This window comes from Ruminococcus champanellensis 18P13 = JCM 17042 (genome assembly GCF_000210095.1).
In the GTDB taxonomy this organism is placed as follows: domain Bacteria; phylum Bacillota; class Clostridia; order Oscillospirales; family Ruminococcaceae; genus Ruminococcus_F; species Ruminococcus_F champanellensis.
The window spans coordinates 1,738,223-1,765,149 of the sequence record NC_021039.1 but is presented as its reverse complement, the minus strand read 5'-3'; the positions used below and the strand labels follow the sequence as shown (position 1 = coordinate 1,765,149).

27 protein-coding genes are annotated in these 26,927 nt (G+C 53.0%); 9 read left to right on the top strand and 18 right to left on the bottom strand.

All coding sequences use genetic code 11. The annotated features are described in order from the left end of the window. Position 1: 1 nt before the first annotated feature. The 8 genes from RUM_RS07890 to RUM_RS07855 all read right to left on the bottom strand — a co-directional run bounded on the left by RUM_RS07890 (position 2) and on the right by RUM_RS07855 (position 5,593). Positions 2-1,117 (bottom strand): aldo/keto reductase, encoded by a 1,116-nt coding sequence (locus RUM_RS07890; protein WP_015558612.1) that lies wholly within the window; start codon positions 1,115-1,117, stop codon positions 2-4. Next, the gene (locus RUM_RS07885) at positions 1,114-1,539 is read right to left on the bottom strand and encodes a DUF1893 domain-containing protein (protein ID WP_015558611.1); all 426 of its coding nucleotides are present in this window, start codon (positions 1,537-1,539) and stop codon (positions 1,114-1,116) included. Before RUM_RS07885 ends, RUM_RS07890 begins: the two co-directional genes overlap by 4 nt. Next, positions 1,532-2,089: an ECF transporter S component gene (locus tag RUM_RS07880; protein ID WP_015558610.1), complete on the bottom strand. Its 558-nt coding sequence runs from the start codon at positions 2,087-2,089 to the stop codon at positions 1,532-1,534. The genes RUM_RS07885 and RUM_RS07880 overlap by 8 nt, the downstream gene beginning before the upstream one ends. 12 nt (positions 2,090-2,101) lie before the next feature. Beyond that, complete coding sequence (locus RUM_RS07875) at positions 2,102-2,641, bottom strand: flavodoxin family protein (RefSeq protein ID WP_015558609.1); 540 nt, start codon at positions 2,639-2,641, stop codon at positions 2,102-2,104. Between the two features lie 108 nt (positions 2,642-2,749). Continuing rightward, the gene (locus RUM_RS07870; protein ID WP_015558608.1) at positions 2,750-3,196 is read right to left on the bottom strand and encodes a GNAT family N-acetyltransferase; all 447 of its coding nucleotides are present in this window, start codon (positions 3,194-3,196) and stop codon (positions 2,750-2,752) included. Positions 3,197-3,209: 13 nt separating this feature from the next. Next, entirely contained in the window at positions 3,210-3,869 is a 660-nt protein-coding gene (locus tag RUM_RS07865) for a phosphotransferase (protein ID WP_015558607.1), read from the bottom strand. After that, positions 3,866-4,198, bottom strand: coding sequence for a phosphotransferase family protein (locus RUM_RS07860; protein WP_015558606.1), 333 nt, complete (start codon positions 4,196-4,198; stop codon positions 3,866-3,868). Before RUM_RS07860 ends, RUM_RS07865 begins: the two co-directional genes overlap by 4 nt. 57 nt (positions 4,199-4,255) lie before the next feature. After that, positions 4,256-5,593, bottom strand: a complete 1,338-nt coding sequence (locus RUM_RS07855) for an MATE family efflux transporter (RefSeq protein WP_015558605.1) — start codon at positions 5,591-5,593, stop codon at positions 4,256-4,258. 316 nt (positions 5,594-5,909) lie between these two features. Here RUM_RS07855 and RUM_RS07850 point away from each other — a divergent pair, with 316 nt between their 5' ends. From RUM_RS07850 to RUM_RS07840, 3 genes are all read left to right on the top strand, one after another. Beyond that, positions 5,910-6,491 carry a chromate transporter gene (locus tag RUM_RS07850; RefSeq protein WP_015558604.1) on the top strand — a complete coding sequence of 194 codons (582 nt, stop codon included), beginning with the start codon at positions 5,910-5,912 and terminating at the stop codon, positions 6,489-6,491. Beyond that, complete coding sequence (locus RUM_RS07845; RefSeq protein WP_015558603.1) at positions 6,488-7,066, top strand: chromate transporter; 579 nt, start codon at positions 6,488-6,490, stop codon at positions 7,064-7,066. Before RUM_RS07850 ends, RUM_RS07845 begins: the two co-directional genes overlap by 4 nt. A gap of 111 nt (positions 7,067-7,177) precedes the next feature. Then, positions 7,178-8,764 carry a peptide chain release factor 3 gene (locus RUM_RS07840; protein WP_041326351.1) on the top strand — a complete coding sequence of 529 codons (1,587 nt, stop codon included), beginning with the start codon at positions 7,178-7,180 and terminating at the stop codon, positions 8,762-8,764. Between the two features lie 135 nt (positions 8,765-8,899). Here RUM_RS07840 and RUM_RS07835 read toward each other — a convergent pair whose 3' ends face one another. The 5 genes from RUM_RS07835 to nuoE are packed head-to-tail and all read right to left on the bottom strand — an operon-like array spanning position 8,900 to position 13,942. Then, positions 8,900-10,648, bottom strand: coding sequence for an NADH-dependent [FeFe] hydrogenase, group A6 (locus tag RUM_RS07835; protein WP_015558602.1), 1,749 nt, complete (start codon positions 10,646-10,648; stop codon positions 8,900-8,902). 16 nt (positions 10,649-10,664) lie between these two features. Beyond that, positions 10,665-12,458, bottom strand: a complete 1,794-nt coding sequence (locus RUM_RS07830) for an NADH-quinone oxidoreductase subunit NuoF (protein WP_015558601.1) — start codon at positions 12,456-12,458, stop codon at positions 10,665-10,667. Between the two features lie 27 nt (positions 12,459-12,485). Next, on the bottom strand, positions 12,486-12,857 hold the full coding sequence (locus tag RUM_RS07825; RefSeq protein WP_015558600.1) for a (2Fe-2S) ferredoxin domain-containing protein: 372 nt from the start codon (positions 12,855-12,857) through the stop codon (positions 12,486-12,488). A 25-nt stretch (positions 12,858-12,882) separates the two neighbouring features. Next, positions 12,883-13,440, bottom strand: a complete 558-nt coding sequence (locus RUM_RS07820; protein ID WP_015558599.1) for an ATP-binding protein — start codon at positions 13,438-13,440, stop codon at positions 12,883-12,885. A gap of 1 nt (position 13,441) precedes the next feature. Further along, positions 13,442-13,942 carry an NADH-quinone oxidoreductase subunit NuoE gene (gene nuoE / locus RUM_RS07815; protein ID WP_015558598.1) on the bottom strand — a complete coding sequence of 167 codons (501 nt, stop codon included), beginning with the start codon at positions 13,940-13,942 and terminating at the stop codon, positions 13,442-13,444. A 366-nt stretch (positions 13,943-14,308) separates the two neighbouring features. Between nuoE and RUM_RS07810 the strand changes: the two genes are divergently transcribed. From RUM_RS07810 to RUM_RS07785, 6 genes are read left to right on the top strand one after another with little or no spacing between them, the layout of a single operon-like run. Beyond that, on the top strand, positions 14,309-14,659 hold the full coding sequence (locus RUM_RS07810) for a DRTGG domain-containing protein (protein ID WP_015558597.1): 351 nt from the start codon (positions 14,309-14,311) through the stop codon (positions 14,657-14,659). Further along, entirely contained in the window at positions 14,656-15,078 is a 423-nt protein-coding gene (locus RUM_RS07805) for an ATP-binding protein (RefSeq protein ID WP_041326350.1), read from the top strand. The genes RUM_RS07810 and RUM_RS07805 overlap by 4 nt, the downstream gene beginning before the upstream one ends. 30 nt (positions 15,079-15,108) lie before the next feature. Beyond that, complete coding sequence (locus RUM_RS07800; protein ID WP_015558596.1) at positions 15,109-16,404, top strand: [Fe-Fe] hydrogenase large subunit C-terminal domain-containing protein; 1,296 nt, start codon at positions 15,109-15,111, stop codon at positions 16,402-16,404. Next, positions 16,401-16,733: a DRTGG domain-containing protein gene (locus tag RUM_RS07795; protein WP_015558595.1), complete on the top strand. Its 333-nt coding sequence runs from the start codon at positions 16,401-16,403 to the stop codon at positions 16,731-16,733. Before RUM_RS07800 ends, RUM_RS07795 begins: the two co-directional genes overlap by 4 nt. After that, positions 16,726-17,442, top strand: a complete 717-nt coding sequence (locus RUM_RS07790; RefSeq protein ID WP_015558594.1) for a PHP domain-containing protein — start codon at positions 16,726-16,728, stop codon at positions 17,440-17,442. The genes RUM_RS07795 and RUM_RS07790 overlap by 8 nt, the downstream gene beginning before the upstream one ends. A gap of 40 nt (positions 17,443-17,482) precedes the next feature. Further along, positions 17,483-17,731 carry a hypothetical protein gene (locus tag RUM_RS07785; protein WP_015558593.1) on the top strand — a complete coding sequence of 83 codons (249 nt, stop codon included), beginning with the start codon at positions 17,483-17,485 and terminating at the stop codon, positions 17,729-17,731. Between the two features lie 49 nt (positions 17,732-17,780). Here RUM_RS07785 and RUM_RS07780 read toward each other — a convergent pair whose 3' ends face one another. From RUM_RS07780 to RUM_RS07760, 5 genes are all read right to left on the bottom strand, one after another. Beyond that, a complete protein-coding gene (locus tag RUM_RS07780; RefSeq protein ID WP_015558592.1) occupies positions 17,781-19,166 on the bottom strand; it encodes an MATE family efflux transporter in 1,386 nt (461 codons plus the stop codon). A gap of 135 nt (positions 19,167-19,301) precedes the next feature. Next, a complete protein-coding gene (locus tag RUM_RS07775) occupies positions 19,302-20,876 on the bottom strand; it encodes an ABC1 kinase family protein (protein ID WP_041326349.1) in 1,575 nt (524 codons plus the stop codon). Next, positions 20,873-21,199, bottom strand: coding sequence for a phasin family protein (locus RUM_RS07770; RefSeq protein WP_041326703.1), 327 nt, complete (start codon positions 21,197-21,199; stop codon positions 20,873-20,875). Before RUM_RS07770 ends, RUM_RS07775 begins: the two co-directional genes overlap by 4 nt. 229 nt (positions 21,200-21,428) lie before the next feature. Then, on the bottom strand, positions 21,429-24,320 hold the full coding sequence (locus RUM_RS07765; RefSeq protein ID WP_015558590.1) for a glycoside hydrolase family 9 protein: 2,892 nt from the start codon (positions 24,318-24,320) through the stop codon (positions 21,429-21,431). A gap of 342 nt (positions 24,321-24,662) precedes the next feature. Continuing rightward, positions 24,663-26,864 (bottom strand): glycoside hydrolase family 9 protein, encoded by a 2,202-nt coding sequence (locus RUM_RS07760; protein WP_015558589.1) that lies wholly within the window; start codon positions 26,862-26,864, stop codon positions 24,663-24,665. Between the last annotated feature and the right edge of the window lie 63 nt (positions 26,865-26,927).

The following is a 26,927-nucleotide window of genomic DNA, read 5'->3' as shown; positions in this document are numbered from 1 at the left end:
ATCACACCTCGAAGGTTTCTGCCACCTTTTTCAGATTTTCCACAATGGAAATATGCTGGGGGCAATGCTGCTCGCACTGGCGGCATGCAACACAGTCCGAAGCCTTTCCGTACTGCCGGGTCAGATTCTCATAATAGGTCTGCTGCACCGTGAAGGGCTTCTCCACCTCCTGCAGCTCCGCATTGTACAGGGCAAAGTAATCCGGGATCGGAATCTGCATGGGACATCCCTCCACACAGTAGCGGCAGGCAGTACAGGGCACGGCAATGGTGCCGTTGATAATATCCCGCACCTGCATACACAAATCAATTTCCTCCGGCTTCATGGGCTGGAACTGCTCCATATAGCTCATGTTATCCTGTAGCTGTTCCATGCTGCTCATACCGCTAAGCACCATAACCACATTGTCCAGACTTGCGGCAAAGCGGATCGCCCAGGAGGGCACGGAATGCGCCGGCGCATACCTCTTCAGCAGTTGCTCTGCCTGCTCCGGCACCTTTGCAAGGGTGCCGCCCTTTACCGGCTCCATGACGATGATATCCTTGCCATGCTTTTTTGCAACCTCGTAGCATTTCCGGGACTGAACGGTTTCGTTGTCCCAGTCCAGATAATTCAGCTGTAGCTGAACAAATTCCGTTTCCGGATGCTCTGTCAGGATCTTATCCAGCAATGCCGCACTGTCATGGAAGGAAAAGCCCAGACGTCGGATCAGTCCCTCCTGTTTTTTCCGCATGCAGAAGTCAAAGGCATTCAGTCGCTGCACCGTTGCATAGTTTTCCTCATTCAGACAATGCAGCAGATAGTAGTCGAAGTACCCGGCTCCCGTCTTTTCCAGTTGCTCGCTGAAGATCCGTTCCATATCCGGTACTTCCTTCAGAAACATGGTGGGCAGCTTGGTGGCAAGCAGGAATGTTTCACGTGGATGCCGTTCAATCAGCGCCTGCTTCATCACCCGTTCGCTTTCAAAATCGTGGTACATGTATGCAGTATCGAAATAGGTAAAGCCCCGTTCCAGGAATGCGTCCACCATGCTGCAAAGCTGGGGCATGTCAAAGCTCTTCTGATTATTCTGATCCAGCAGCGGCAGCCGCATGCATCCAAATCCTAGTTTTTTCATTGTTTCCTCCTCATTTCGTCACGTTTCCTCCGCAAGGCTGCATAGGCAACCTGTGGATCCTCCAACTGCGCCACAGTCTGCTCCATGGGACAGACTCCATCGCCGGTGCGGTTCACGATCTGTTCTGTCAATGTGTCATAGCTGCACGCCACCCCATGGGCGGTGAGATAGTCCCTCCCGGCAGTGCTCATGACCCTGCCGTACACAGCGCACACTCCGGCATGCACAAACAGCATGGCTACCGCTTTGCCTACGATGGTATCCGCAGCACAAAAGCCCCTCAGCTCCACACCTGCACCAATCCAGTCCAGCATGGGAGAAATGCCCTTGCTATGGCTTGTATAGCAGACATCCACCCGGCACAGCACGCAGGTATAGCATCCTTCCGTCAGCAGCGTCCTTGCCCGTTCCAGGTCATGCATGCTGATTTCTCCTGTCCTGGATATACTTGACCAGCAGGGGGATCACCGCCCACTGGATCAGGATGCCGAACAGACCGGCGGTGACAAACTGCCATGCAGCAGCTGGCTCCAGCCGGATATTCCTCAACAGGTAGATGGCCGTCAGCACTGCCAATGCTCTTGCGGCTCTGCCTGCAAGCTGTGCCAACAACAGCTTTGTAAAGCCGTGCAATCCTGTCCGGGACAGGAAGCCAGATGTAAGCCCGTACACGCCCAACTCCAGTACCATGAAGGGCAGAAGCGCCGCTGTGGGCATATCAGAAACCGCTGCACTAAGCAAAGGACTCAGCACGCCGGCGGCAACACCCACCACAGGACCGTACAAAAGCCCTGCCAGCAGCACCGGAATATGCATGGGCAAAAGTGCAGCACCCAGTGCGGTACCCGTTCCGGAAATTGCACCCACTGCATGAAACAGCTGGGGCAGAAGAACCGCCGCAGCCACTGTCAATGCAATTCGCAAAGCGGCTCCAGCCGCAGATTGTTTGTCCCGTACCATTGTGTGTTCCATATGAAATCCTCCTTATACCTGTCTGCCCATCTGATAGGCATCCTCCAGATGCTTTGTATGCTTCACTTCACCGGTTTTCCAGACACCGGTGCCGTACAGAATCCCACGCTCCACCGGGGTGTCCAGGCAATCCAGCGTAAAGCCCCGAATGCTCTCCACCGTCTTTTCCAGCATCGCCTGGTTGGTGTCCGCCGCCGTCAGGATATAGTAAAACTCCTTGTTGGACAGCTCTGTGTAACGGGGCACCGTCCGGTCGATGAGGGTTTTCAGCTGTGCGTCCATGGTGTAGAAATACACCGGCGTTGCCAGCACGATCACATCCGCCTGCACCATCTGCTCCAGAACCTGCGCCATGTCATCCTGCTGGACACAGCGGTGGGTATTGTTACAGACGCCGCAGCCGGTGCAGTAGTGGATGTTCCGCTCAGAAAGCCTCAGCTTTTCCACCTTGTGACCGCTTTCTTCTGCGCCTCTGCGGAATGCATCGCAAAGAACATCGGAATTGCCGCCCTTCCGGGGACTTGCGGAAAGAATCAGAATCTGCTTACTCATAAAGCAACCTCCTTTGTTATGATGCCTTTATTATAACACCTGGAGTCAACTCCATGTCAAGAGGAAAAGAAAAAAGATCAGAAAAATCTGATCTTTTTCGGGAAATCCTTACGGATCCGCTGAAATCGGAGGCAGCTGAACCAATGCCCGATTCCGATAAATAAGATCTTCCCGAACAGTGAAGCCCTGCGTCTCCCAAAAGGCATTTCCCGCTTCGTTCTGCGCAAAGGCCACCAGCGCCACCTTGCGGATGCCAAGCCGCTGAAATGCTTGTAGCACCGCATCCACCAACTGCGCTCCAACACCCTGTCTACGATAGGTTGGTGACACAGCAGTATGATACAAATATCCTCTGCGTCCGTCATGTCCCCCAAGAATCACACCCAGAATCTCCTGTCCACTGCATGCCACCAGGCAGGTCTCCGGATTGCGCTGCAAGAAATGTGCGATCCCGTCCCGGGAATCGTCCAGCGCATTCAGCCCCATCCCTTTACAAGAGCGCCAGATGGCAAATACCTTATCATAGTCCTGGATCTGCATGTTCCGAATTGTCATAGGAACCCTCCCTTCATTTTAAGGCAGCCTGGTTCATCATCTGCTCCAGGCGGCGCACTTCCTGTTCCATTTCCGGCAGAACCCAAGCATACAGATCCGGATCCTCATATTTGCGGAATCCACGTTCCACCACCATACCCAGTCGCTGCCAAACCCGATAGACCTGAATGCGGATCCTTTCATGCACGTCAAAGGATGTCTTGCCAAACCCCTCAAGGAAGTAAGGATCTGATTTCTCCCCAAAGTCATGGAAATCGTGGCTCATCAGAAAATCTCCATAATAAAGTGCAGCAAAATCCACCATGCCTGCAAATGCGCCGGACTGCACCATCACATTCCCTGCCCATGTATCTGTATGCACCAAAACGGGAGCCTGTGCCGTATCCAGTTCCTCAGCGCATGCCTTCACCAACGCCCGAAGCCCATCCGGCTCAATATACGGAATCGGAATGTGTTCCTCCTCCGCATCCTGCAGCAGCCAATCAAACAGCAGATAGACAAACGCACTGTTGCAGCTACACTGACTTTCTGGAATCAAGGGAATTCCAAATGTATGCTCCGGAATGCCGCAAATTTTTCTTGTAACGACCCCCACCTGCCGGTGAATGCTGTGCAGCTGCTCTTCCGTCAGATCCGTACAGCCACTGAGCGGCGCTCCATCCAGCCAACTCATAAAAAAAAATAGGGCGTATGGACGATGGAACAGCTATCGTCAAAGGCGATCAGTCTGGGCATGGGAATGTCAGTATTTTCGCCGATCAGCCGAAGCATCTTGACTTCAGTAGGGATGTACTGCACCTCGTGCCGCATCACCTTGACATTCGCATTGGTACCCACCTTCAGCACAAGCCTGCACTGTGATGTCTCCACAAGGTATACAGCACTGCAAAAGCCGCCGGAAAGCGGACGGATATGCTGAACCGTGATTTCCTCACCCAAAGCTGCACGGGTCATTTGCACGATGGTCTGATCCGGCAGTCGTGTTTTTGTAACTGCATCCATATGTTATCCTCCTTACCTTTAAAATCAATGCGCCGGGCAGGACGCCCGCTGCCGTTTTCACCCATGCATCCGCTTTTCCCAAGGCCGCATCCGGTAAAATACCAAGGACAATACAGTGGACAAAGTCCAGCTGATGGGCCATGCCAGCCAGATGCCGGTCTGCTGCCACAGGGGAGAAAAGACAAACGCCAGGATCACACGCAGTGCCAGATCCAGAAACGTGGTAATCATAAAATACTGCATGCACTCCCCGCCCCGCAGTACAGAGTCACAGCTGATTTTCACTGCCACCACGCAGTAGAAGGGAGCAACGATCCGCAGGAACAGAAGCCCCGTATCCATTGCCAGTGCCGTGCTGTCCTGATTCATAAACAGCCGTAGCAGCGGACTGCCAAGAAAGCAGAACACAAGGGAGAACGCCACTGAAACGATCACGGAAAACAGTGCACCGGTGCGAAAGCCACTGCGGATCCGGTCCGGCTTTCCTGCCCCAAGATTCTGTGCGGTAAAGCTGGAAATGCCGCTGCCAAGCGTAGTGCAGCTGGTAATGGCAAAGGTGTTCAGCTTAATGGCAGCAGAGTAGCCGGCAATGACGGAGGAGCCAAAGCCGTTGACCAGGTACTGAATAAACAGATTTCCCACAGAAACAAAGCCTTGCTGTAATATACTCGGGATCGCCACCCGGGCAATCTCCCGGAGGGCTGTCCAGCTGAACCGCTGGGGATTTTCCGCCGTTTCCAGCTGCCGGATCCGGCGGCGCAGCACCAGAACGGACAGCACGCAGGCGATGCCCTGCGCAATGAAGGTCGCCCATGCCACACCGGCAACACCCCAATGGAACACAATTACGAACACCGCATCCAGCGCTACATTTCCCAGAGAGGAGGCGATTAGAAAGTACAGGGGCGTTTTGCTGTCCCCGAGACTGCTGAAAATACCGGTGGTAACATTATACATAAACAAAAACAGAAATCCGGCGGTGTAGACCTGTAAATACAGCTTTCCAGCAGCAAAAATATTGTCCGGTGTATTCACCAGCCGCATCAGGGGCGCACTGCACAGAACCCCTGCAAGGGTCAGCACAGCGGAAAGCACAAGGCCTGCAATCAAGGTTGTGGAAATGCAGCAACGAGTCCGGGCGTAATCCTTTGCACCGAAGAACCGACTGATTACCACAGAGCAGCCCACCTGGCTGCCCACCGCCACCGCCATAAAAATCATAGTAATGGGATAGCTTGCCCCCACTGCTGCCAACGCATCCTCGCCGGCATACCTGCCGGCAATCACACTGTCCGCCATGTTGTACAGCTGCTGAAAAATCACACTGATAAACATCGGCAGTGTAAACAGGATCAGCGCGCGGTTGGCACTGCCCGTTGTCAGATCCTTATTCATCGAAACACACTCTCTTTCTGAAAGCAACGCCACACAAAAATTGTGTAGCAGATGTGCCAACAGATTTCTCGTCAGATTGCACAGAAATGGCGCAGGAATACTGTCGTATTTCAAGGAGTTTCTGTGTGATATGACGGAAAATTCGTCAGCAGATGCTATACAAAGTCTTCTATTACATTATACACCCTTTTCTCCGACGGGAAAAGAGAAAAACTGCCCAAAAGTGCAGACCGCATGTGTCAAAACAGGGCATTTTGCCATGCTGCCTTGACTTAAACAGGCAAACTGTGTATACTATTGATCGGAGGTGTTCCGTATGAAAGCATCCAACAGGCTTCTCGCCCTGTTTCTGACCTTTTTGAAAATCGGCGCTTTCACCTTCGGCGGCGGCTATGCCATGCTCGCCCTGCTGGAGAACGAGTTTATCACAAAGAAAAAATGGCTGGATAAACAGGAATTTTTAGATATGGCTGCCATTGCCGAATCCACGCCCGGCCCCGTTGCCATCAACAGCGCCACCTATCTGGGCTACCGGATGGCTGGGGGATGGGGCGCAGCAGCTGCCACCCTAGCAGTATGCATCCCCTCCTTTGTTATCATCTACATTATTTCCCTGTTCCTGGATCGGTTCCTGACGCTGACCTATGTGGCATACGCCTTTCACGGCATCCAGATCTGCGTGGTCTACTTAATTATAACTGCCGGTTTGCGGATGCTCCGGAGTCTGGAACGGGATCCTGTAAGTCTCTGCATCCTGCTGGGGGTGGGCATGGGCATGCTGCTTTGCACCCTGCTTGCAGTCAGCTTTTCCTCTGTATATTACATCCTCCTCAGTGGGGCTGTGGGAATCCTGGCAGGGAAAATCCGCCGCATTTGCAGGAAGGAGGGTAAGCCATGACCCTCCTCCGGCTGTTTCTAATTTTTCTGGAGATCGGCGCCGTATCCTTTGGAGGCGGCTATGGAATGATTTCTTTGATTCGGGAAAAGGTTCTGTCCAACGGCTGGCTGACGGAGGAGGCATTTCTGAATCTGATCGCCGTGTCCGAATCCACACCCGGCCCGCTGGCAGTCAATATGGCAACCTTTGTGGGAGCGTCCCAAGCAGGCATACCCGGCGCACTGGCGGCAACCTGCGGGGTGGTGCTGCCTGCCTTCTGCATCATCCTTCTGATTGCCGCCCTGCTTCGGAATCTGCTCCGCTATGCAGCAGTACGGGACTTTCTCTCCGGCATCCGCCCTTGTATAGTAGCACTGATCCTTGCAACCGCCGTGACCATGGGGCTGCACACCCTGCTGGGCTTTGCAAAGCTGGGAGATGGTCTGCATCCGGACGCAAGAGGCATCTGCATTCTGGCTCTGCTGGTGGGGGTGCATGCACTGACCAAGGTGCTCCGGAAGCATGCGCCCTCCCCCATTCTCATGATTCTTCTGTCCGCCGGACTGGGCATCTGCTTTTACGGTTTTTCTGGCTGAAGCCCGGACAGAACCGTGCAAAGAATGTGCGATGGAGCCCTTGCTATTTTCATAAAAATGTGGTATACTATTTTGGTATTTGTCAACAGGAATCTGAATGGAGGCATTTGATTGAAACAGCTTGAACAGGAAATCAAACGCAGAAGAACCTTTGCCATTATTTCTCACCCAGATGCGGGAAAAACCACACTGACTGAAAAGTTTCTGCTATACGGCGGGGCAATTGCCCTCGCAGGCTCTGTCAAGGGCAAGAAAACCGCCAAGCATGCGGTGTCCGACTGGATGGAGATTGAAAAGCAGAGAGGAATCTCCGTCACCTCCTCCGTCATGCAGTTTCAGTACAAGAACTACTGCATCAACATTCTGGACACACCGGGACACCAGGATTTTTCGGAGGATACCTACCGAACCCTGATGGCGGCGGACTCCGCAGTGATGGTTATCGACGCTTCCAAGGGCGTGGAGAACCAGACCCGGAAGCTGTTTAAGGTCTGCGTCATGCGGCATATTCCCATTTTTACCTTTATCAACAAAATGGATCGGGAATCCCGGAACCCCTTTGACCTGCTGGAGCAGATTGAGCAGGAGCTGGGCATCCAGACCTATCCGGTGAACTGGCCCATCGGCTGCGGCAAGGAATTCAAGGGGGTATTCGACCGGGAAAAACGGCACATTCTCTCCTTTGAAGCCAACAACGGGCAGCACGAGGTCAAGGCAACGGAGGTGGATCTCCATTCTCCGGAGCTGGACGGGCTCATCGGCACAGAAAACCGGAATACCCTGCTGGAGGATGTGGAGCTGCTGGATGGGGCAAGCGATGCATTCGACCTGAAGGCAGTGCAGGAGGGGCGGCTGTCGCCGGTATTCTTCGGTTCCGCACTGACCAATTTCGGCGTGGAGCCATTCCTGGAACGATTCCTGGAACTGACACCGCCACCCCTGCCCCGCTATGCAGGGGGACAGGAGATCGATCCCTACGACGAAAACTTCTCCGCCTTTGTATTCAAGATCCAGGCAAATATGAACAAGGCGCACCGGGATCGAATCACCTTTCTGCGGATCTGCTCCGGCAAGTTTGAGCGGGACATGGAAGTGCTCCATGTGCAGGGCAACAAGAAAATGCGTCTCTCCCAGCCCCAGCAGATCATGGCGCAGGAGCGGGAAATCATCAACGAGGCATACGCCGGAGATATCATCGGTGTGTTCGACCCGGGTATTTTCTCCATCGGGGACACGGTGTGCTCCCCCGGCAAGCGTTTTGAATTTGAGGGCATCCCCACCTTTGCGCCGGAGCATTTCGCCCGGATCCGCCACAAGGATACCATGAAACGCAAGCAGTTTGTGAAGGGCACCACCCAGATCGCACAAGAGGGTGCCATCCAGATCTTCCACGAACCCTTCTCCGGCATGGAGGAAGTGATCGTGGGCGTGGTAGGCGTGCTGCAGTTTGAGGTGTTCGAGCATCGGATGAAAAACGAATACAACGTGGATATCATCCGGGAGGGACTGCCCTACCAGTACATCCGCTGGGTATCCAAAAGTCCTGTACCGGTACAGGAGCTGCATCTCAGCTCTGATACCAAGATCGTACAGGATTTCCACGATAATTATCTGCTCATTTTCACCAGCGAGTGGAACATTCGCTGGGCACTAGAAAAAAATGATGGACTGGAGCTGGCAGAATTCCACAAGGAGTAAGCGGCTCGTTCGATCCCATACAAATAAAGCCCGAAGGCAGTCTGTGAACCGCCTTCGGGCTTTTTATGTCGAACAAAATCCCTCACAAAAAAGCGCCGGATCATTGGGATCCGGCGCTTTCTTTTCGCAATGGAATTAGTTGATGCTTCTCTTGACGTAGGTGGTATGCAGCAGCTGGTGTGCCTTATGGCTGCCCGGCTTCTCCAGGTAGGTGTCATAAAGCTCCTTGACGCCTGCGTTCTCGTGGGACTTCCGTACTGCCTTTGCTGCGTCATTGCTGTACAGCACGCTTGCACGCTTCGCACGATAGTCGCCAAAGTTCCGCTCAGCGGGAGAAACATGGGGCTGACCGCCGCCGTTGATGCAGCCGCCCGGGCATCCCATAATCTCGATAAAGTGATAGTCTGCCTCGCCGGAATTTACCTTGTCCAGCAGCATTCTTGCGTTTGCAAGACCGCTTGCCACTGCCAGCTTCACATCTGTGCCGGCAACATTGTAGGTTGCCTCCTTGATGCCTTCCATGCCCCGTACTTCCTGGAAGTCCAGGCTGGGCAGTTCCTTCTTCTCCAGAACCTCCACAACGGTTCTCAGAGCTGCTTCCATTACGCCGCCGGTTGCGCCGAAGATCACGCCTGCGCCGGTGGATAGACCCAGAGGCATATCAAATTCTTCGTCCAGCAGAGCCTGGAAGTTGATGCCTGCACGCTGGATCATTCTGCCCAGCTCACGGGTGGTCAAAGCGATATCCACATCCGGCACGCCGTTTGCAGCCTGGTCATCCCGACCGATCTCAAACTTCTTTGCGGTACAGGGCATAACGGATACGACTACCATATCCTTCGGATCGATGCCCATCTTCTCTGCGTAGTAGCTCTTTGCCACTGCGCCGAACATCTGCTGGGGGGACTTGCAGCTGGACAGATTCTCGGTCATATCCGGGTAGTAGTGCTCACAGAACTTGATCCACCCGGGAGAGCAGGAGGTAATCAGAGGCAGCTTGCCGCCGTTCTGCAGTCTGTCGATGAACTCGGTGCCTTCCTCCATAATGGTCAGGTCAGCCGCAAAGTCGGTATCGAACACCTTGTCGAAGCCAAGCCGTCTCAGAGCGGCAACCATCTTGCCCTCTACGTCGGTACCGATGGGGTAGCCGAAGCACTCGCCCAGACCTGCACGCACTGCGGGAGCGGTCTGTACGATCACATGCTTGCTGGGATCTGCAATGGCAGCCAGCACCTCAGAGGTGGAATCCTTCTCAGCCAGAGCGCCGGTGGGACATACTGCAATACACTGTCCGCAGGATACGCAGCTGGTCTCGCCCAGACCCATGTCAAAGGCGCTGCCGATAAAGGTCTTGAAGCCACGCTCGTTTGCGCCGATGACTCCAACGGACTGGGTGATACCGCATGCAGCCACACAGCGGCGGCACAGGATACATTTGTTGTTGTCCCGGATCATATGGGCAGCAGTACCATCGATCTCGTAGTGGTTGGTCACGCCATCGTAAATGCCGGCATCCTCTACGCCCAGATCCTTTGCCAGCTGCTGCAGCTCACAATTGCCGCTTCTGACACAGGACAGACAGTTCCGCTCATGGGTGGAAAGCATCAGCTCCAGTGTACGCTTCCGTGCTTCCAGTACACGGGGGGTGTTTGTGAAAATCTGCATATTGGGGCTGACCGGGTATACACATGCAGCAACCAGACGATTGCCTCTGCCCTCGTTTGCCTCCACCATACAGATCCGGCATGCGCCGATGGCGTTGATCTCCTTCATAAAGCAAAGGGTCGGAATTTCGATATTTGCCATATGTGCCGCTTCCAGAATGGTGGTTCCGGCAGGCACGCTGGTTTCTACGCCGTTAATTTTAATCGTTACATTCTCCATGTTCCGCATCCTCCACTTACTTCTTGATAATTGCGCCGAACCGGCACTTTTCAATACAAGCGCCGCACTTGAGGCACTTACTCTTGTCAATGGTATGCGGATTCTTTACAGAGCCGCTGATCGCACCGGCAGGACATACTCTTGCACATGCGGTACAGCCCTTGCACTTGTCAGCCTGGATCTCATAGCTGAGCAGATCCTTACATACGCCGGCAGGACATCTCTTTTCTACAATGTGGGCAATGTACTCGTCTCTGAAGTAACGGAGTGTGGACAGAACCGGGTTGGGCGCTGTCTGACCCAGACCGCAGAGAGAGTTTGCCTTTACGTGGTAGCACAGCTCCTCCAGCTTATCCAGATCCTCCAGAGTTGCCTTGCCCTTTGTGATCTTATCCAGGATCTCGTACATCCGCTTGGTACCGATCCGGCAGGGAGTACATTTGCCGCAGGACTCGTCAACGGTGAATTCCAGGAAGAATTTTGCGATATCCACCATACAATTGTCCTCGTCCATAACGATCAGTCCGCCGGAGCCCATCATGGAGCCGATGGCAATCAGATTGTCATAGTCGATGGCAATATCCATATGCTCTGCGGGGATGCATCCACCGGAGGGGCCGCCTGTCTGTGCAGCCTTAAACTTCTTGCCGTTGGGGATGCCGCCGCCGATTTCCTCAATAACGGTACGCAGGGTAGTACCCATCGGAACCTCTACCAGACCGGTATTGTGGATCTTGCCGCCCAGTGCGAATACCTTTGTACCCTTGGACTTTTCCGTACCCATGGAAGCAAACCAGTCCGCACCCTTGAGGATAATCTGGGGAATGTTTGCATAGGTCTCCACGTTGTTCAGAATGGTAGGCTTCTGGAACAGACCCTTTTCAGCCGGGAAAGGCGGACGGGGACGAGGCTCACCTCTGTTGCCCTCGATGGATGTCATCAGTGCAGTTTCCTCACCACAGACGAAGGCACCTGCGCCAAGACGCAGACCGATGTCAAAGCTGAAGTCGGTGCCGAAAATGTTCTTGCCCAGCAGACCGTACTCACGTGCCTGCTTGATTGCGATTTCCAGACGCTGTACGGCGATGGGATACTCAGCACGCACGTAGATATAGCCCTGTGTTGCGCCGATTGCGTAGCCGGCAATTGCCATAGCCTCCAGAACCACGTGGGGATCGCCTTCCAGTACGGAACGATCCATGAATGCGCCCGGGTCGCCCTCGTCGGCGTTGCAGCATACGTACTTCTGATCTGCGTTGGGCACGATATTCCGAGCCAGCTGCCACTTTCTGCCGGTGGGGAATCCGCCGCCGCCTCTGCCACGCAGGCCGGAATCCAGAATGCACTGGATAACCTCCTCAGGGGTCATTTCAGTCAGAACCTTGCCCAGTGCCTGGTAGCCGTCACGGCCGATGTACTCGTCGATGCACTCCGGGTTGATCACACCGCAGTTCCGCAGTGCGACACGGTGCTGATTCTTGTAAAAATCCGTATCATTGAGGGACTTGATGCCATCCTCCTCAACGGTTTCCTGATAAACCAAACGAGTCACGATACGACCCTTGAGCAGATGCTCAGACACGATCTCCGGAATATCCTCTACGTTTACCATAGAGTAGAACGTACCCTCCGGATAAACGATCATAATCGGGCCGTTTGCGCAGAGACCAAAGCAACCGGTCTTTACGACCTGCACTTCTTTGGACAGACCGTTTTTGTTGATCTCCTCCTGCAGCTTATCATAAATCTTCAGACTGCCGGAAGAGGTACAGCCGGTACCGCCGCAAATCAAAACGTGTGAACGAAACATAATTTTCTATCCTTTCGAAGTCGAATTTTACTTAACTGCAGAGCTGATGGTATATTCGGATTTAACCTGACCACGAACAATGTGCTGCTCAAATACCTCAGCAGCCTTCTCCGGGTTCATATTGATGTATGTAACCTTCTCCTTGCCCGGTTCCAGGATCTCCACGATGGGCTCGTACTGGCACAGACCTACACAGCCGGTCTGGGTCACAACCACGTTCTTCATGCCCTTCTGCTGCGCCAGATCGGAAAAAGCGGTCAGAACCGGTCTTGCGCCGGCTGCAATGCCGCAGGTAGCCATACCAACCACAATGCGGGTTGCAGTGGTATCTTCGTCTCTCAGGTTTACCTGATTCTGCATCTTGTCTCGGATTGCCTTCAGTTCTTCCAGGGACTTCATAATTTTCCTCCTAATCACAGAAGCCTTACAGGATCACATCCCCGTCCACTTCTGATTTGTTTTCAGTGAGATAAGCTTGAATATACTGCGCAACCTCCGGCTCGTTCAGGGGTACATCCCCCAGAATCTCACGAAACTGGCGGGTATCCAGTATGAAGGAACGATCGTCGATCTGATAGCGATAGACGAAATCCAGAGTAGGGTTCAGGGTAATCAGGGAGCGGATAGTAAAGGTAATATCTCCCAGTGGCATCCGGTCGATGCTGGAAAGCACAAACACTGCCTTAACCACCGTGCCTTTTCCGGGCTCGGATTCGATGGAAAACGATCCCCCCGTATCCTCTGCCGCTTCCTTGAAAAAAGGAACGCCCAGACCGATCTTACGGGTTGTCCGGGTGGTAAAAAAAGGATCGCACACATGTGCCACCTGCTCCGGCGTCATACCGCAGCCATTGTCCCGGATCTCAACCGTCAGCCTGTCCCTGCCCGTTTCTGCGCAGATACTGATCTCAGTCAACATTGCCTTTGCACGGACGCAGTTCTGCGCCACATCCAGAATGTTGAGTGAAAGCTCAGGCATCATATCAGTCGTTATACTTTTCCAGAATAGCCGGCAGCTCCTCAACGGTCAGTCTGCCGTACACATCATCATTAATGGTCATAACCGGTGCCAGTCCGCATGCGCCGATGCAGCGGCATGCTTCCAGAGAGAACTTGCCGTCAGCGGTGCACTGACCGTCCTCAATGCCCAGAATCTGCTTGAGCTTTTCAAACACATCGCCGGAGCCCTTTACATAGCAAGCGGTGCCAAGACAGACGGAAATGGTGTACTGCCCCTTCGGGTAGAGAGAAAACTGGGAGTAGAATGTAGCAACGCCGTAGATCTTCTCAAGCGGAATACCGGTCATATCAGAAATGATAGTCTGTACTTCGATCGGAAGATATCCGTAGATATCCTGTGCCTTCTGCATAATCGGCATCAGCGCACCCTTGGTATCCTTCAGCTGGTCCACCATTGCACGAAGCTGTGCTTCCTGCTCGGCAGTGCCGTGAAAGGGTACTGCATTTGTTTGTTTTGAACCCATTAGTTGAACCTCCTTGCAATAATTTGCGGCTATAGCAGCGACAATGCGCACCTATAGCACACAACAGTACAACATATGTTAATTATAGCACACGCATGCGAAAAAAGCTATTCGACAGATTGCAACAAATCCCCCTTATATGTTTGTATATAATATACAACATGGAGTCGGACTCCTGCACATTCATTCCGAATCCGAGCTGAATTTTTGCAGTTTGCCTATGCAAAATCACCATGTTTTCGTCTGAAATTTGTCAAACAGCCGGGCTTTTTTTGTGACAAGTGCTTTACAAGCCGGAAATGGGTATGCTATAATATATATATTAATCAGGCTGCGTCACCAGCAGCTATATGGAGGTATATGTGTATGACAGTGCAGAATATTTCAGAAATTCTGGGCGCCGAGGTTTTATGCTGTGAGGATATGCTGCAGCACCCGGTACATACCGCCTGCGGTTCCGATATGATGAGCGATGTACTTGCCTTTGTAAAAGATCAATCCGTACTGCTGACTGGTCTGTGCAATCCTCAGGTGATCCGCACAGCAGAAATGATGGACATTGTGTGTATCGTATTTGTACGAGGCAAGAAACCTGACGATGCCATGCTGGAGCTGGCACAGCAGCGGGGCATCCCCCTTCTGGTCACAAAGCACCGCATGTTCACCGCCTGCGGGCTGCTGTATACCCACGGGCTGAGCGGGGGGGCGAGGAATTGAGCGATACCATCACCCTGACCTATACTGTATCCAACGAGGATTTCACCCGTGCCGGTGAAGCGTCCAGCGATGTGAAAAGTCGGCTCAAGCAGATGGATGTGGATCCGGCAGTAATCCGGAAGGTATCCATTGCCATGTACGAAGGCGAGATCAATATGGTGATCCACGCAGAGGGAGGCACCATCACGGTGGAGATCTCTTCCGACCAGATCACCATGACGCTGACAGACAAGGGTCCCGGCATTGCGGACATTGACAAGGCCATGCGAGCAGGCTATTCCACTGCTCCAGACAACGTGCGCAGTCTGGGTTTCGGTGCCGGCATGGGACTTCCGAATATGAAAAAATACACCGACGATATGCAGATCACAACAAAGTTGGGCGTTGGAACCACCGTTGTGATGAAGGTATATCTCTAAGTACTTTAGGCAACAAGGAGGAGATCTCCGATGGATCAGACATTCTATCATTCCGTCCGGCTGGATAAGTCCCTGTGCAAGGGATGCACCAACTGCATCAAGCGCTGTCCCACCCAGGCGATCCGGGTGCGCAACCGTAAGGCGGAAATCACCAATGAATGCTGTATCGACTGTGGGGAATGCATCCGGATCTGTCCCCACCACGCCAAGGAGGCAACCTATGACAGCCCGGATGTAATGAAGCAGTATGCATACACGGTGGCATTGCCGGCACCCTCCCTGTATGCCCAGTTCAACCGGCTGGACGATGTAAATATCGTACTGCGGGCACTGCACCTGATGGGCTTTGACGATGTGTTTGAGGTCAGCGGTGCCGCAGAGCAGGTTTCGGAAATGTCCCGGCGCTATGTGGAGGAGCATCCGGAAAAGAAGCCCTTTATCAGTACTGCATGTCCGACGGTGGTGCGGCTGATCCAGGTGCGCTTTCCAAGTCTCATCCCCCACCTGCTGCCCTTCAATGCACCAATGGATCTGGCAGCCATCCAGGCAAGGGAACGTGCCATGCGGCAAACCGGACTGCCGGCGGATCAGATCGGCATTATCTTCATCTCTCCCTGTCCGGCAAAGGTGACGGCGGTGAAATCCCCCATCGGCATCGACCATTCGGAGGTGGATGCGGTGCTTGCCATCAAGGACGTGTATCCCCGTCTGCTGAGCCTGATGAAACGCAGCGATGAGGTGCGGGAGGATTACGCAAGCTCCGGCAGGATCGGAGTTGGCTGGGGCAACAGCGGCGGCGAGGCAGGAGGACTGCTGACGGACAGTTATCTGGCGGCGGACGGCATTGAGAACGTCATTCATGTGCTGGAGGATCTGGAGGATGAAAAATTCACGGATCTGGAATTTATCGAGCTGAACGCATGCAGCGGCGGCTGCGTGGGAGGCGTGCTGACGGTGGAAAACCCCTATGTGGCACAGGCAAAGCTGAAACGGCTGTGCAAATACCTGCCCGTTGCCTGCAACCACCTGAACGGGGAATACACGCCCCATGCGTTTCTGGAATCCGAGATCGAATACAAACCCGTATTCCGGCTGGGCAGCAATTTCAAGGAGAGCCTTGCCATGATGCAGCAGATCGAAGTCCTCTGTGCCAGATTTCCGGGACTGGACTGCGGCTCCTGCGGAGCACCCACCTGCCGGACTCTGGCGGAGGACATTGTGAAGGGCGAAGCATCGGAACGGGACTGCATCTTTATTCTGCGGCAGTATATGGACCAGCTTCCGGAGGATCTGCTGCATCAAACAGAAAAGGAGCAAGAAACATGACGGTACAGCAATTAGCAGCCAGACCGGAATTCACCGTACTCAATCTAGGGGATCTGAATCCGGAACTGACTAGGGTTTTTACCTGTGATCTGCTCAGCGTATGCATGAGCAAGGCGTCCGCCGGATGCGCATGGGTCACGGTCATGGGCAATATGAACGCCATTGCAGTGGCAGTACTGACGGATACTGCCTGCATCATTCTGGCGGAGGGTACACCCCTGGATGACAACGGCATGGCAAAAGCCCGGCAGCAAGGAGTCACGGTGCTCCAATCCAAGCAGCCGGTGTTTGAAACCGCCCTGCTGGTGCACGAACTGATTCATGCATGAGTTGAGCTATGATCTGCATCTCCACTCCTGCCTGTCTCCCTGTGGGGACGACGATATGCTTCCGTCCAATATCGTAGGCATGGCTGTGGTCAAGGGACTGGATGTGATCGCACTGACGGATCACAACACCAGCCGGAATTGTCCGGCGTTCCTGGAGCTTGCGGAAGCATACGGCATTCTTGCCATTCCCGGCATGGAGCTTTGCACCAGCGAGGAGGTGCATGTGGTATGCCTGTTCCCCACCCTGGAGGGAGCGATGGACTTTGACCGGTATGTACACCGGCGGATCCCGCCCATTCCCAATGACCCGGCGATTTTCGGCAGACAGCTTGTGGTCAATGCGGAGGATGAGATCATCGGGGATGAGTCCCTGATGCTGATCAATGCCGCCAATATCAGCTTCGACCAGGTGCATGATCTGGTGCAGGAACGGAACGGCATTATGATCCCGGCGCACATCGAAAAACGCACCAACAGTCTGCTGTCCAATCTGGGCATGATCCCGGAGGACAGCAAGTTCACCTGTTTTGAACTAAAGCATCCGGGTTATGTGGAACAGCTACGGCAGGCACACCCCTATCTGGCTCAGTGCCGGATGATCACCAATTCCGATGCACATTATTTAGGAGATATCCACGAACCCATCCACAAGCTGTCCCTGCCGGAGCGCTCTGTGGAAGCCGTACTGCGGACATTGACACAGGGATAATGAGCGCCAGTTCGGGCATACTGACACAGAGGTGATTTGTATGTCCCAGGAGGATGTGACCAGAAAGCAGGCAGCGGCAGTACCGGAGCTCCAGGGGAAAGCCAAGCACGGAAACGTGCCCGCAAACCCTATCATTGCCGGCACTCATGCGCCCGCTCTGAAAGTATATCACAGCACACCCCACAAGGGGGAAAAACCAATTTCCGCTGCATACTCCACCATTGACACGGATCTTGCCCTGGACAATCTGGAGAATGATCTGACCGCAGCGGATCTGCAGGATTTATAAAAAACACCGCACAGAGCGATTCAGCTTTGTGCGGTGTTTTGTGTTTTTGTTATGCAGATGCCGCAGCCTCTCCCGGCTGGACATCCTGCTTGGGAAAGCGCCTGCGCATGAAAAAGTAACAGATCAGATGCACCAGGAAGGTGATGATCCAGGACAAGGGATAGGACACGAACAGCATAAACTGGGTGTGATACTCCGGCATGCGGAAAATGGTGAAGATCCACAGGATCCGCAGACCGCAGGCTCCCAACAGGGACACAATAGTGGGCGTGACGGCGTAGCCCATACCCCGGATATTTCCAACAATGCAGTCCATAAGACCGCAGGTGCAATAGAAGCAGCACACCAGCCGCATCCGGATCAGTCCGGCGGCAACCACATCCGGCCGCATGTCGTAGATATGCAGCAAGGGCGTACCGAACAGGTATGCCAGGTTTCCCAGCACCAGTCCCGTGACTGCTGCACAGGCGCAGGTGATGAATGTGATCCGGTTGATCCGACTGAATTTTCCGGCACCAATGTTCTTACTGGTAAAGGTCAGGGCGCTTTGGGAAAAGGCATTCATGGACACCCAGATGAAGCCTTCGATGCTGGCAGCCGCCGCATTCCCCGCCATGACAATCTCTCCGAAGTCGTTGATGGAGGACTGGATAATTACGTTGGAAATAGAGAACACCACCCCCTGGAATCCGGCGGGGATACCAATTTGCACGATCCTGCTGACCAAATGGGGATCCCATCCCAGCTTTTTAAAGGAGAACTGAAAGGCACCGCTTTCGTGCATCAGGCACCGGATAATCAATGCTGCGGAGATGCACTGGGAGATCACGGTTGCAAGGGCAACGCCTGCCACATCCATCTTCAGAACGATGACAAAAAACAAATTCAGCACCACATTGATGACGCCAGCAAATGCCAGATAATACAGGGGGCGCCGGGTATCTCCCATTGCCCGGAGGATGGAGCTGCCGAAATTGTAGATCAGCATGGCAATCATGCCTACAAAGTAAATCCGCAGATAAAGGGTGGACAGGGACAGAGTGGCCTCCGGTGCTTTCATCATCAACAGGAATTTATCCGCAAAGGCAACACCCACAAGGGTCATGAAGGCACCGCTGATGATACTCAGCAAAATGGAGGTATGTATGGTCCGATTCACCTTGTCCGACTCTCCTGCCCCCATATACATAGCGGTCAGCACATTGGTACTGGTGGACAAGCCCAGAAACAGGTTGGTCATCAGATTCACAAGGGAGGTGGTGGAGCCAACTGCCGCCAGAGAATTTTCCGAGGCAAAGTTGCCCACCACAATAACATCCGCCGCATTGAACAGCAGCTGCAATACACTGGACAGCAGCAGGGGCAGCGTCAGCTTCAGAAGCTTTGGGAGAATGGAACCGTGACACATATCGATTTCGTATTTATTTTGACTCATTGGATACAACCTTTCTACAGCAGAAAACAGCGAGGTCAACGAATTGACCCCGCATTTTTTCTTATTATACACCAAACCGCTCCAAAAGTAAAGGCAACACCCACAGAGCCTGCATGGTGTCGCCTAAAACATGCTTCACCGCTTTCGCTTACCAAGAATAATCCACATCGCCAATCCAAAGGCAAGCAGATATCCGAAAAAGCCAAGCGTCGGAATACCCAGCGTCTGGGGATGCATGTCCGTCGTACAGATCAGGCTAGAGGACAGCAGCAATGCCGATGCCAGAATCCCGGCAATCAGTTCTGTGACCATCTTGTCAATCCGGGACAGGGGCTCGTTGGAACCGGTAAATTCCATATTCAGCTTGGTTTGCCCCTTGACCGTTGCCTTCAGAAGATCCGACAGCAGACCCGGTATATCCAGCGCCTTGTTGCTGGAGGCATACACCCGCCGTGCCAATCCCGCCGCTTCCTTTTTGGGATCAAATTCCTGGCGCAGCTCTGCCTTGATATGATCGGCAGCCACCTCCACAATGTTCAACTCCGGACTGACGGTTGCCACCACCCCCTCAATGGTCAACAAACCCCGTGCAAGCATGGAAACACCCTTTGGCATGGCGATCTTGTGGGAGGAAGCCACCATCATCAGCTCCTCCAGCACCTTGCCCATGTCCACGTCCCCCATGTCCATGGAGCAGTACTTGTCCAGCAAGCCGTCAATATCCGCATACAACTGTACCTGGTTGATGGGGGTATTGTATACGCCCATTTGCAGCACAATGCGCTTCAGCTCATTCACATCCCGTTCCACTACAGCCTTGATGGCACACTTGAACATCTGCTTGTCCCGGTTGGTGAGCCTGCCCATCATGCCCATGTCGATCCAGACGATCTGACCATCCCGGATCCGGATATTGCCCGGGTGGGGATCTGCATGGAAAAAGCCATCATCAATGACCTGCTTGATATAATGATCCGTCAGCTTCCGCCCGATCTCATTCCGGTCATATCCATTCTCCTCCAGCTTCTGAATATCGCAAATGGAGAAGCCGTCGATATACTCCATTACCAGCACCTTAGAGGTGGTCAGCGTATCCTCGATCTTCGGACAGGTGGCAAACGCCACATCCCGGCTCCGCTCGTAGAACTCCTCCGCATGCCGTGCCTCCACCAGGAAATCCATTTCCTGCTGAGAAACCGACCATAACTCGTCCAGCACCATATTGAAGTCAATCATCCCGCTGATGGGAGTCAGCTTCAAAGGTTTCACCGCCGTGCGGAGCAGGGACATATCCCGTGTCATGGTCTCCCGGATATGGGGACGCTGCACCTTGACCACCATACGGCGGCCATCGTGCAGCGTTGCAGCGTGTACCTGTGCAATGGATGCGGAGCCAAGTGGATGCTCATCAAATGAGGAAAAAACGTCTTCCAAGGGTCTGCCGTATTCCTCTTGAATGACTTCACGAACCTGTTCCAAAGGCATGGGCTTCACATCTGCCCGCAGTTTTTCCAGTTCTTTGCAATATTCCGTAGGAAGGATATCGTTCCGCATGGACATAATCTGTCCCAGCTTCACAAACGTAGGCCCCATATCTTCCAGAATCAGTCGCAACTTTTCTGGCGTCAGCCCCTTGACAATATTATGCTTCTTGAGGACGCCGACGATTTCCTGGAGTCGATGCTGGCTGTCGCTTACCGGCAATTTCACGCCTCAGCGTCCTGCTGATCCTTTGCAGACAGCTTTTCAAGCTTTTCCTTGATCGCAGCCAGATCCTCAGCGGACATATCGTCCATCTTGTTCAAAATGTCATTCGTGTCCGCTTCCTTGACAACTTCAACGTTCACGCTTTCCTTAACCTTCTGCTTGATATTGTGCTTGAGCTCCTCGTTCAAGGTCTTGCCCTGTTCCACAGTCAGCTCGCCCTTCTTAACCAGTTCATCCACAACCTCTTTGGACTTTTCTGCGGTTGCAGCCACTGCACCGATACCCAGAAGCATCAGCTTCTTCACGTTTTCACCAATTTCATTCATCATAATCGTTCACTCCTGTTCTGCAATTACTTGAAAAGCCTGCACCTTGCATGCTTTCTACTGCTATTTTACCATGCCCGGAGAACTTTGTCAACACATAACACAGCGCAATTATGGCAAAGATCGCATAGCAACAGCCGCCCGGCTCTATGAACCGAACGGCTGTTTTCGTTATACAAAAAGAATGCAGCCCTTTCGGACTGCATTCTGGATTTGTAATCAGATCAGATTACTGAGGACCGAGCTCAGAAGCTTCGCACAGATGAGCCAGGTAACGAGCGATTGCGGTGATGTCACCAGCATCAATGGAACCATTGTACTCACAGTCAGCGTTAATCAGACCCTGTGCAGTAGGAGCCTTTGCAGTAGCATCCTGTGCAACATAACGGGACAGCAGGACGATATCATTGATCTCAATCTTGCCGTTGCAGTCTACGTCACCGTAGAGTGCTGTGCCGGTAGAAGTAGTGGTAGAAGTGGTACCACCCTCAGTGGTCTTTGCGGTAGTTGCAGGAGTATCACGGTCAACCAGCGGAGCCTCATCTTCCAGGAAGCTTACAACCCAAGCAAACGGAGAGTTCCAGTTGATGGTAACCTCGTTTACGGACCAAGCCTCAACGCTGTCGATGTAGCAGAGCTGCGGAGCCAGAGTACCCAGCTTGTAACCCATACCTCTTACATACGGATCCTGGATACCGGAGTTTGCACCACCGGACATTACGCCGGAAGGAGCATACGGGAAGGAGCTATCCAGCTCATGAGACCAGAATCTGTGGTGAGGATTCTCACAGTGATAGGTACCGTAACCAGTTACATAGGAGAAGTCCATTGCATTGCGTCCGAATACATAGTCCATAGCGGTGGAAACACCGTCGATGTACTTTGCATCCTTGGTGATATCGTAAGCGTAAGCCATTACGATTGCGTTGTTTACAACGAAGGAGTTGGAACCCCACTCATAACCGTCAACCTCGATCAAATTGCCATTCTCGTCATAGCCCAGGTTGATTGCATCAGTAAAGGTTGTGGTACGGTAAGGAATACCATAGCCCTGTTCTTCTTCCTTTGCAACGTAGGTATCAGCAGCTACGGTGATGCTGTCAGAAACAGTCTTTGCATCAGCTGCATCCAGTACGTCACGGTTCAGGTACAGAGTCAGAGTACCCAGACCAGCGGTATTACCCCAGTTGAAAGAACCGAAGGAACCGGTGTTCTCGCCGCCTTCCAGGCTGGTGGTCAGCTTGAAGCAGTCAGCGTAGCCCTTCATATCGGTCAGGTAGGTTGCATCCTGTGTAGTAGCATACAGCTCACATGCAGCCCAGTAGAAGTCATCCTTTACATTGGTGTCGCCGTAAGCACCGCCGCCGATTGCCTGATCCAGAGGAGCATACAATTCGGGGTTAGCCTTTGCAGCAGCATAGCTGAGCTTAGCCTGCTTGAGCAGCTTGTCAGCGTAGGTGGAATCGATATCCTTCCACAGACGAGCAGTCTGTGCTGCGGTTGCAACAAAGTTCAAAGTAGCTGCGGTGGACGGGGGCTTTACGATACGAATGGTGCCCCACTCTTCAGCATAGTCGTTAGGACGAACGCCCAGACCGGTCCACTTATGGTCGTGGAGCTTGTGGAATACCATGTTCTCATACTTGCCGGTGTCAGCACCGCCGTATTTAGATGCATCATAGGTCATCTTGTAACCGGAGGGAACGATCATTTCCATCATCCAGTCCATCTCGATCTTGGTCTCGTCCAGGATATCCGGAATCTTGTTTCCGTTCTCAGGAATTACAACTGTGCCGGAGTTATCAGCCCACTTGCTTTCCTTGGAATTGTTGTCGCTGTCCAGTACACGCTCGTACATGTTGTTCAGGGTCCATACGGAAATACCGCCGTTTACAACGTATTTACCGTGGTCACCTGCATCGTACCAGCCGCCCTGACCGTTCAGTGTGCCGCTGCTCTTGTCAACGTCGGAACCGTCAGCCTTGTAGGATTTTACCCACTTAGACTGGATGTATGCAGTATCCGGAACGTGACCTGCAACGTGAACCAGATCAGACTTGGACTCGTTCATGCCTGTAGAAGTAATGTACTTCTCCTCCAGGTCAATACCGGAACGGTTCTGGTAGAAGTAGTTTACAGCGTCTGTCAGAATGCCATCGTAAACGTCATTACCAATCTTAAAGGAATAGCTTCCCTTGCCGCCGCAGGAAATGGTGTAAGTACCAGCAGTGGTGAAATCAGAGAAATCCAGAACCTGGATGTACTGCTGAGAATCATCATCGTATCTGGTCTCAGAAGAAGTACCGGTGTATACTTCCTTGCCAGAAGCATCCAGCAGAGAGAACTTCTGAGCAGCAGTGCCATTCTCTACAACAGCAGTTGCCTGCTTCTGCAGTGTGCTGAAGTAACCAACCTGGTTAACACGAACCTGTCCCTCGGGAACGTCCTTCTTCGGGTGCAGAACATCGTAGTCGGTCTTGTCATCTGTCTTGTCGATCAGAGACATGTTGTCGAACTTCAGCTTTGTACCAGCCGGGAAACAGTCTGTGCTCTGGTGCTCACCAGCGCCGCCGAACTGCCATGCCCACTCACCAACTTCAATGTTTTCGGTGCAGGTGAAGGTGGAGTTGATTGTCAGAGTCTTGTTTGCAGTGACCTTCATGCAATTCCACTCGTCGCCGCCGCCCTGACCGTTGCCATAGCCATTGTGCCAAGGCTCACGGTACGGAGAACCGGAGTCACCAATCTTGGTGTAAATCTGACCATCGTGGTCAGCAGTAACCTCTGCCTTAACCTCGTAAGTATGACCAGCTTCCAGGATCAGACCTCTGTGACGGAACTGGCAGTCCCAACGGGACTCACCGCCCTTAGCGGCACCGCCCGGCTCTACGATCTCGATGTTGTATGTACCACCATCGATGTCAAACTTCAGCTTACCAGGACCGGACTCACAGATGTGCCAAGGCAGACCAACACCCTCGTTGAAGTCCAACTGACCAAGCTCCTGACCTGCAAACGCAACCATGGACATGCTCGGAAGCATAGCTGCTGTTGCATTCACAAGAACACAGGCAGTTACCGCACTGGCGGTAACAATTTTGCCGATTTTCTTTTTCAGCATTTTTTACCCTCCCATAAAAAATAAGAAATTATATAACGGGGACCAGCACAGGTCCCGCCGTTATAACGAATGGATCCGGACCGGCCTGCTTCCATCGAGATATACAGTCTGGAATCAGTTTCGGTGAAAAATAAACAGTATTTTTCTTTTATCCGTAGTTCTATTATAGTGTATCTATACAATTTTGTAAAGGGGGAATCCGAACTTTGTCAACTTCTTATAAACTCAACAGCAGATATTTATACAAAATGACCAATGTCAAAAAAATATTTATGAGGCAGTCAAAATCACATGAAAAAAATTACCCGATGTATATACATCGGGTAATTCCTGCTGATTTTCTTAGGAAAGCAGCTTCCGTGCAAGCAGCACACAGTCGCTGACTGTCAGCGCTCTGTCCTGATTCATATCTGCATTCACGCCGCCCTTTGCAGTGATCTCTGCCTTCTTGACCATAAACTGCTTAAGCAGAACGTAATCCTGCACGTTCACCTTTCCATTGCAGTCCACATCTCCAAGCAGCACATCCTCCTCAGAGGTGGTGGTCACAGCCGGGTTATCATCCGGTGTGGTGCCGTCCGGCTCTACGCCGTAGATCAGCTTACCGGAATCATACATGGTAATCCGCTCTGTCTTGACACATTCGTTGCCGGACTTGCCCAGACCTTCAAAGGAGTAGTCGTTGGTAGCATCCCAGCACTTGGATGCATCCGGAACGGAAATCCGGAACTGCAGCTCAGCCTGATGCTCGGACTGACCGGAGGGGCAGATCACTGTGCCGTCCGGATAAGTGATCTCTACATAATATACATTGCCATCATACTGGATGGGCTTGGAGATCTGGGTGGTGCTGTACTCATCGTAACCGATGCGGACAGTAATATCATCCACAGTCAGACCAGCCGCCAGAATCTCGGAGATATCAAAGTAGTACCGGTAGGACAGATTCTTGATCAGACGAGCCGGCCATGCGGAATGGTTGGTAGCCAGAACCTTGACCTCTGTGTAGCTCTCACTGCTCTGGTTAACTGCTGCTTCAATGAAGAATTCATCCCACTTGGGTGTTTCCTCCGGCGGGAAATTGGTCAGCTGCTCGCCGCCGTACTTCTGGATCATTGCACAGAGTGCAGCGGTATAGCCGGCGTTGTAGTCAATGGCAACCTCTGTGTTCTCATAGCTGTTCACCTTGTCATTGAAGGTGCCGGACTGACCGGGGCCACCCACCAGGGCGCCGTACAGCACATGCGCATATTCCTTTTCCTCACCCAGCATGGTCCACTGGTCATCCCACACACCGCTGGAAGTTCTGTGGTGCCAAGCCTTCGGATAGGTATCCCCCATACCGATCACATAGCTGAACTTGCTGTCATTGTCGCCAAAGCAGTAGTTCATCTGCGTATCTGCAAACTGGGTGTACTTGTCTGCATCCGCCGTGCCGCTGAACAGCTCATCCGCAGCCACATATGCCATGAAAGCAGTGGTGGTAGCGTGACGGAGGGAGCCCCAGTTGGTGAGCCACGCAAGCCCGTCCGGTGTGTGATTGATCTGCTTGCCGCCGTAGCCGGTGGTCCAGTATTCCAGATGCTTCCGGAACTGTTCCTTCCAGGTGGCATCACCGGTATTCAGTGCATACAGCAGCGTACCGCCCTGCTGCACATCGTCCCAGCACATGCCCCAGGTGTACTTCATTTCTGTGGACTGGTCTTCCTTGCCCAGATTCGGGATATAGTCGGATTCGCAAAGATCCAGATACTTCTGCTCTCCGGTTGCCTTGTACATCCAGTTTGCTGCCCAGAAAAGTTCATCATAGAAGTGACTGGAGGGGTACATGTCATCGGAGGCGGGGGTGTTCTTGTGATCCCGGGTGGTATCAGCGATCTTGAAGCAGTTTTCCGCATGCTCCAGATAGGTCTTTGCCAGCGCCGGATCAGAATCCTTGAACACCAGGTAGCCGGCTGCCAGAGCTGCTGCCATTTCGCCGGTTACGTTGCTGTCCTTGGTGGTGTAGTAGGGACGCTCGGTCTCCCCCTGCATCAGCTCGTACTTTCTCATATAGACCTCTGCGGAGCCCCACCACTTGTGGTCAAAGCCGATCTCGCCGATCTGGTATACGACCTCGTCACCCAGATCACAGCCTACCAGGAAGTCCAGGGAAAACTGCAGGTTCTTGCGGTACATGTCCAACAATCCCGCATCCTTCAGACCCTGTTCATACTCCAGCACGCCCCATGCCAGCATGGCAGAGGAATATGCATTGGTCAACGCAAACTTGATATGGTCGCCGGCATCAAACCAGCCGCCTGTCACATAGTCGTTCATCATACAGTCCGCACGCCAGGAAACCTCATTCCAGTCCGCCAGAGGGCCGGACTGCTGCACCTGGTAGAAAAACAGGGATTTCTGCATCGCCTCCACATAATTATATGTGTTGGCAGCAGAAGCCACCTGGATCTGCAGCAGTGCAGACTTGGGTGCAGCTGCGATGGTACCGCAGATTGCACCGGTGGTCAGCAAAGCAGCAAGCCATTTTGCCTTCAAATTCATAAAATTCTCCCCTTCATTTGCATACAGGCAATGCTCCGCCGATTCACCCAAAGGGCTTCAGAT